Source organism: Paractinoplanes rishiriensis (assembly GCF_016862375.1).
In the GTDB taxonomy this organism is placed as follows: domain Bacteria; phylum Actinomycetota; class Actinomycetes; order Mycobacteriales; family Micromonosporaceae; genus Actinoplanes; species Actinoplanes rishiriensis.
Genome location: NZ_BOMV01000091.1, coordinates 58,218 through 65,921 on the forward strand (window position 1 = coordinate 58,218; position 7,704 = coordinate 65,921).

4 protein-coding genes are annotated in these 7,704 nt (G+C 67.6%); 1 reads left to right on the plus strand and 3 read right to left on the minus strand.

Annotation, left to right across the window (positions count from 1 at the left end):
- Nucleotides 1-105 precede the first annotated feature (105 nt).
- The 3 genes from Ari01nite_RS41445 to Ari01nite_RS41455 form a co-directional block, all read right to left on the minus strand.
- Nucleotides 106-1,128 (minus strand): LuxR C-terminal-related transcriptional regulator, encoded by a 1,023-nt coding sequence (locus Ari01nite_RS41445; protein ID WP_203789066.1) that lies wholly within the window; start codon nt 1,126-1,128, stop codon nt 106-108.
- A gap of 484 nt (nt 1,129-1,612) precedes the next feature.
- On the minus strand, nt 1,613-2,722 hold the full coding sequence (locus Ari01nite_RS41450; RefSeq protein ID WP_203789068.1) for a hypothetical protein: 1,110 nt from the start codon (nt 2,720-2,722) through the stop codon (nt 1,613-1,615).
- 1,048 nt (nt 2,723-3,770) lie between these two features.
- Entirely contained in the window at nt 3,771-4,568 is a 798-nt protein-coding gene (locus tag Ari01nite_RS41455; protein ID WP_239163462.1) for an AraC family transcriptional regulator, read from the minus strand.
- A gap of 714 nt (nt 4,569-5,282) precedes the next feature.
- Here Ari01nite_RS41455 and Ari01nite_RS41460 point away from each other — a divergent pair.
- The gene (locus Ari01nite_RS41460; protein ID WP_203789070.1) at nt 5,283-7,541 is read left to right on the plus strand and encodes an alpha-L-fucosidase; all 2,259 of its coding nucleotides are present in this window, start codon (nt 5,283-5,285) and stop codon (nt 7,539-7,541) included.
- The last annotated feature ends 163 nt before the right edge of the window (nt 7,542-7,704 follow it).

The following is a 7,704-nucleotide window of genomic DNA, read 5'->3' on the forward strand; positions in this document are numbered from 1 at the left end:
CCGACCAGGAATGATCCGGCAGGTTTGCGGGACGACTCGACCCCGCCGTCTGATTTCGTTCGCGGATCGGCGTCATCCCACCGCAGAACTGGCACCGCGAGAGAGTCAATCGCGCGAGCCGGCCAGGTGAGGCGGGAGGTACAAGCCGTGGTCCAGCGACCGGACGGCGGCCGCGGTGCGAGTCGGCGCGTCGAGTTTGAACCGGATGTGTTCCAAATGAGCCGCCACGGTGCGCTGGGTGATGAACAACGTCGAGGCGATTTGCCGATTGGTCGATCCGTTGATCACCAACCCCAGCACTTCGAGCTCGCGCCGGGTCAGACCGTGCAGATCGCCCGACGGCGACGCGATCACGAGCTCGACAAACGGCGACGATGGGACCGGCGGACAGGCGATCACCGTGATGCGCAGGTAGTCGTCGGTATCGTCGCTCAGGTACGGGTACAGGAAGGAAGTGGGGCTACCGTGGGTCCGCAGGCGATCCGAGGCGATGGCGATCACCTGGCAGCCGGTGACCAGCAGCGGATGCACTGGTGACCCGGGCAAGGGTTGTGCCGTACCGCCCGGGCCGATCACCGCCGAAGCGTGGGCATCGACGACCAGACCGGCCAAACCGAGGATCGACGTCATCGGGTCGATCGCCGCGGTGATCATCGGCGCCACCTCGCCGATCACCTGGCAGTCCGGGTCACTGAGACGGCCGGTGGCCTCGGTGAGAAGAATGAGCAGGCCGACCGGTCGTCCGTCCGTAGCGATCAGCGGCATCCCGAGGCCGTCGTGCTGCCCGGCCGGCGAACAAAGCCCTTCCGGGGAAGGAAAAGCTGACGGCCCCCCGCCGACCCGCAGGCGTATTGGCTGACGGTCTCCCAGCACACGCGACGACTCCACCTTGGAGTGATACCCTCGCGACTCGATGTACGTCCGCGCCGCGGCGTCATGGCCCAACGCCGCAGCGGTCAAGAAACGGTGGCCACGGCCGTCCAGTACACCCAGCCAGGCCGCCGAGAAGGGCACGATCTCGCGTAACGGATCCCACAGGCTCGCCAGCTCTCCGGGGGAGCCACACCCAGCGGTGATCCGGTTGATCTCCGCCACGAAGGCCATGGCGCTCGTCATGAGCTCCCGCATAGTTTCTCCGTTCCGATCTGACCTGTATTGGTGATTTGCTCAACCTCTGCCAAGTACCGCCCGGCCGCTCTCGCCCGCAGGTTTCTGGCTCAGGCCACCATCGGTTGGTGACGGTGCGTTTACACGTCGTCATCACGTCGTGCGTAAACAGGGGTTCCATGCTGTGAAGCTTTAAGCACCCGAGGCCCACAAACAGGCAGATGGCGCGAAAAGCCGCTGCATCGCGCCACGTTCCGGGCGTGCCGCTGAGTGCACGTCGTGGCGCACACCGCCAATTCAGGAGTCCCTGCCTATCCCCAAGGCCGGCCTTCGAAGCAGTAAGGGACTTTGCACATGCAGTGAATGCGGCCCGACCCGCTGCGATGCGGTCTTGGCAGTGACGGGCGAGCACTGCAATGAAGCGGCGACCGTCACCGGAGCCACCGGGGCGGGCCGGTAGACGACGAGGCGAAGACTCGCGCGGTGGGGACCACTCGTGGGCGAACTACCCGTCGGTCTCGTCCCGCCAGCCAGCGGGCTCGGGATGGTAGCCGTAAGCGGCGGCCCGCACCGTCTCCTCGTTCTCCAGCCCGGAGCCGATGGCACCGCCCACCGTGGCCAGCGAGCTGATGATCCAGGCGAGCGTGAGGTAGTCGGTGACATCGGCCGGTCTCTGCAGGGCCCGTTCCAGCACGGATGTATCGATCAATAGGGCAGCGGCGAACACCGTTCCGACGAACAACGCTGCATAGGACACCGCCGTGGCCAGCGTGAGGGTGAGAATCGTACCCAGGTTGAACATCCGGGCCAGCTCGGCCGGTGTCAGCCGGTCCGGCTTCTCCCACAGATCATGCGCAACGATCAGCCACGCCACCAGCGCGGCCAGCCCGAGCACCATGATCACGGTAAGGCGAAGTCCGCCCAGCGCATCCCCCAGCTGCCAGATAGTGCTCGTGGTAAGCGCGAACGCGGCCGTACCGAAGGCGCCGACCAGCAGCTTCGACAAGCCCAGCAGGGCACGCCCCGGACGGTTGGCCCGGACCATCCCGATCAACAGCCGCACCCGGCCGATCAACCGCGAGGCGACATAACCCTGTTCCCCGTCGTTGCCCGCACCGACCACCCGACGGATGACGGCAACCCGCCTTGCCAGCTCGGCCGGTGCCCATCCGGCCGCCGGAACCCGCTCGTCGCGAACGTCGGTGAGCAGCCGGCCGACCAGATCGGGAACGATCGCGCGGGCCCCTCGTAACTGGCTCAGTCCCAGCGCGGGCAGGGACACCACCGCGGCTCGGCGCCTGGCGGAGGCATGCGCTACCAGCGGCACCCGCGCGGTGTGCAGCGGCAGATCGGTCAGGCAGATCGCAACATCCCACCGGTCCTCGGCGCGCCGACTCGCAAGATCGTCAAGCAGCGCCTCAACGCCGCCGTCACGGCGCGGCGCCACCTCGCCCCACCCTTCCCGTACGATCCACCGCACGCCCGGGTCGACCCGCTCGCCGAGCTGGCCGGCCAACTCGGCGGTAAGCCGCGCCGTCACCCGCGCCGGATAGTCCGGCGGGGTCGCCACCAGCCCGACGACGATCTCCTCGCGATGCCGTTCACTGTCTGTCATCGGATCTCCTCACCCCTGGCAGGCATCCCGCACCGGGGTTCCCCGCACTGGCGCACACATGCTTCCGCGTACCGGCTGTTGCCCTATGGCGGCCCGGGAGAAAGGGCACCGTGCCATGGAGGCCGGTGTCAGCCTGAGGTTCCCCGAAACAGCGACGCCATGCCGAGCATGCCGAACGCGCTGAACTCGACCTGCCCTGCCGGGCCGATTCCGGATACGAAGGCGCAGGTCACGGCATCAAACCCCGACCAAGCGACCCGCCGACGGCAAACCCCTCGCCGTCGCCAACCGCAGCGTCAACCGGCTACTCCGCGGCCTGCGCTTGCAAGGCGAACGCGGCTTCGCCATCCTGCTCGGACGCTGGAAATCCTTGCGTCACAGCACGATCAGCCCCCGCAAAATCGGCGACGTCGTCGCGGCAGCCCTACACCTCACCCACTTCGAATACCGCTACCTAAACGAATCTTGCTGAGATCACGTCACTGGGAATTCGACAGCAATCACGCGGGACGAGGCGACGGCGATCGGGGCAGGCCGGCGATCAGTTCGACGACGCTACGTAGTCGAAGGTGTCGGGTCGAACTCTGTGTCGATGCGAAGCTCAGGTGGCGAGTCGGCGTGGGCCTGTTCTGGCGGGACGGGTCCCGTTCCGGGGTGGCCGTGCGTTCATTTTTCTGGTCATGCCGGGGCGAAGCGCCGCACGCCGGTCGTGGTGGTGCGTGAGCCGAGGACGGCGCCCCTGTCGGCGGAGGATCGCCAGCAGGCGGCCGGATCGGATAACCCAGGGGCGGCCAGCGGGTACGGCTATGAGCGGATGGCTACTCGCTTTGGTAAGCCTCCTCAGCTCAGACGCAGGTTTCTGCGTGGGGACGTGATGTCACGGCGTGCACGCCGTCCTTCTCCAGACTGGCGGTACGCCCCGCGGGGTGGAATGCGCAGCTACTCCGATGCACCTGCTGGCCGGGTCAGCACTCGTCACCCCTGACAAGTCGGCATTCGCCATGTCCTGACACAGGTGCAGCAACGCCGGCGTCCATGGCTGCAGGGGCTACGGCGTAGGGCGGTCTGTTGGCATCGGTCCTTTCGTGTCTGATTCGGCGCGGACGGCGCGAGGCGAGCCGCCGAGTTCGTGCCGGCATGCCTTGTTGAACGCGTGCAGGTCGGGGATGCCGACGGACGCGGCGATCGCGGGAATCGACAGCGTCGACTCGCGCAGAAGATGCCGGGCTCGTTCCAGGCGGCGGCGGCGGATGTATCCGATGACGGTGTGGCCGGTCTCGGTGTGGAACAGCCGGGTCAGATGGTTGTGCGAGACGCCGGCGACCCGGGCGACGTCCGGGACAGTGAGTGTGCCCGATAGGTTCGATTCAATGTGACCTATGGCAGCGGACACCGCCGCGTGTCCGGGTCGGCCGGGGTCGGGCGGTGTCAGGTGGGCCACCTGCCACAGCGCTCCCCACACCATGGCGGCGCTGTGCGCGGGTGCGTCGGGGCCGGCCGCGACCGCCCGACGCAGCAGCGTGGACAGCAGCCGCGTGTCCGCACCGGCGTCCTGCATCACCGGCACGCTGCGTTGGGTGCCCGTGGGGGGATCGGCGAAGTGTGCGTACAGGTGCTCCGAACGGCCTTGGTAGCGGTAGACCACGCGGGTACCCGGTGGAACAAGGCTGACCCGGCCGGGCCGGATGCTGTGAATGGTCTCCCCGACGGTCACCTCGGCGGTGTAGCCGTAGAGGTGCAGCTGCCACAGGTCGGGCAGTTCGAACACGTCGCGCAAGCTCGTGATTCCGTGCACGGCGACACCCAGGCCGGCCACCCGGGGCGGCTCGTCGAGTCGAATCAGCACGCGGTCGATGGTGAAAAAATACCAGTACCTGGTGAGCTAAGACCACGACAGTAGGGTTGGTTGTTCGTATCCTCGGCGCATGTTAACCACAAGCCATCCATATCTGCCGATACGGCGGATGCTCGGTGGCCCGCAGATACCTGCGGATAGACGCACTCGTTCCTGACGGGCTGAACGGCAGGCCGTTGAAGTCCTCTCCGGTGGCATCCCGGCGGTGCCGTGCGGGCGGCTTGACCCGGTCATCGCCACGCCGACCGTTTCCTCGTACCTGAAGATCGCGTTCCCTATCGGCTCGGCATCGACGGGTACCGGGACAAGACGGACCATGCCGGCGTGTTCGATCGTTGTCGTGCACTTGCACCCGGCACCGGCGGCAGCTTCCCGGTGCCGTGGTGAGTCCCGCCGGTCGGCGAGGGCCTCACGAAGCTGGCGGTGGCCGGGCGGGTACGGGTCTGGCAAGCCAGACGGTGAGTCTCCACGGATCGGGCTGCGCTATCGGCTGATCAGGTGTGTCGGCTGGCGGACCCGCGCCGGCCGAACGACGGCATAGAGGCGGGTCCGTGTAGCACAGCGGGCTGACAAAGAAGAACTGCCAATCACGATTGGCGAATCCATAGATGTGGCTTTCCCCAGCGGGGTGAGTCGGATGAGAGGACTCGGTATGCGCATGAACAGGCGTCAGTTGCTCGCTACGACGGTCGCGGCGAGCGCGCGGTGATCGTCGGGGTTCCCGGCGGGGCCCGCGCAGCGATCTTCACCGATCCGGTGCCCGTCCCGCTCGATGACCTGTTCGACAACAACGGGATCGGCGTCGCCGCCGGCGACGCGAACCTGGACGGGTCGGGCCACGGCTTCCCCGCGGCAGGCATGCCCACCGGTTCGGTCACCGTGGACGGCGTGCCCTATCGGATTGCGGCCACCTCTGCGGCGGGTCAGAACGACAACGTGGTGGCGTTGGGTCAATCGGTCGCCGTGCCGGCGGGGCAGTACGTCGCCGGGTTTCTGCTGGCTGCGTCGGCATACGGCTCGGCGGGCGGCACCGTGACCGTCCACTACGCCGACGGCACGACGTCCAGCGCGGAGGTCTCCGCGCCGGACTGGTTTTCGGGCGATGCCGGCGCGGTCACCGCGCCGTACCGGTACGGCCCCGGTGGCACCGACCAGCATGCGGTTGCCCTTTACGCCGTGCAGGTCTGGATGGATCCAGCACGCACCGCCCAGTCCATCACGCTGCCCAGCACGGCGGCGCCCGCCGAGGGTGTGTCGAGCCTGCACGTCTTCGCGTTCTCGCTGCAGCCGGCGGTGGCGGTGGCTGGGGCCGCGGTGCGTCTGCTGCGGGCGGCCGGGACGACCCGGCAGATGCCGTTAGGGGGCGGGCGCCGGGCGCAGGTCGTCGACGTGACCGTCCTCAACGTCGGTACTGAGTGGGTGAGCGAGCAGTCCCCGCTGACCGTTACCGTGTCCGCGGAGGGCGTCAACACCATCGTGCCGGCCACCGTTCGGGTCTTGGCGCCCGGTGGGCAGGCCCGGGTCGAGGTCGGTATCGACTCGCCGAGCCTGCCGGCCGGTACCGCCGTCGACGCCGAGGTCCGGGTCACCGGCGGCGCCGTCCGCAGCACCATGGGCTTCTCGTTGACCGCCGGCATCCCGGCGTTCGTGGCGACCGACGCCTCGCTCGGCCGGCACCAGGCACCCGACTGGTTCACCCGCGCGAAGTTCGGCATCTTCATCCACTGGGGTGTCTACTCGGTTCCCGCGTGGGCGCCGGTCGGCAAGGAGTACGCGGAGTGGTATTGGCAGCACATGGACGACCCGAACGGTGCGACCTACGCCTACCACGAGCAGACCTACGGCCGTGACTTCGCCTATGACGACTTCATCCCGAAGTTCACTGCGGCGAAGTTCGACCCGGTCGCCTGGGCCCGGCTGTTCCAGCAGGCCGGCGCCCGGTATTTCGTGCTGACCTCGAAACACCACGACGGGTTCTGCCTGTTCGACTCCGCCTACACCGACCGCACCTCGGTCAAGCTCGGCCCCCACCGCGACCTGGTGCGCGAGCTGTTCGACGCGGCGCGTTCGGTCGCGCCCGAGCTGCACCGCGGGCTCTACTACTCGCTGCCGGAGTGGTACAACCCGGCTCTGCCCTGGATGGGGCATGCACCGCAGAATCCCTACACCGGTGCGCCGCTGCCCTACATCGGCTACCGGGAGGTAGCCGACTACCAGCGAGACCTGCAGGTGCCGCAGCTCGAGGAGATCGTGACGAAATACCGGCCCGAGGTGCTGTGGGGCGACATCGGCTACCCGGCCACCGACCGGTCGGTGCTACAGCTCTACTTCAACCAAGGTCTAACGACCGGTGACCAGGTCACCGTGAACAACCGGATGGGCCTGCCCGACTACGACTTCACCACGCCGGAGTACGCGTCGACGTTCTCGTTGCAGACCAGCATCTTTGAGGCCAACCGGGGCATCGACCCATTCTCCTTCGGCTACAACGCCGCCACACCCGACTCCGCCTACGCGACCACCGACGACCTGATCGCCCACCTCGTGGACATCGTCAGCAAGAACGGCAACCTGCTACTGGACATCGGTCCCCGCGCCGACGGCACCATTCCGGACATCATGCGGCAACGGCTGCTCGAGATCGGCGCCTGGCTGACGGTCAACGGCGAAGGGATCCACGACACCACCTACTGGGCGAACGGCGCCGCCGATGGCAACCTACGGTTCACCATCCGGCCCGACGAGGCGTTCTACCTACACTCGCTGACACCCCCGAGCAGCACCATCAGCACCATCATGCCGGTACCGATCCGCGACAGCGACCAGATCACCATGCTCGGATATCAGGGCGGCCCGCTGCACTGGACCAGAAACCCCACCGGCGGCATCACCATCGAGGTGCCCGCCGCTGCACGCGAGGCTGGCAGCCACGCCTGGACCTTCAAAGTGAGCGGGCGGCGCTGAGACCGGAGGCAGGTAACCACCGCTCCATCAAAGCGGGAGAAGCTCAGCTGCCCAGGCGGACAGGTTCGTCGGCAGCGCGTTGGCGGCGCCGAACGCGGCGAGCGGGCGCAGGCGAGCGACTCGCTGGGTGACGGTCGCGGGACTTATCCTCCAACACCGGTTT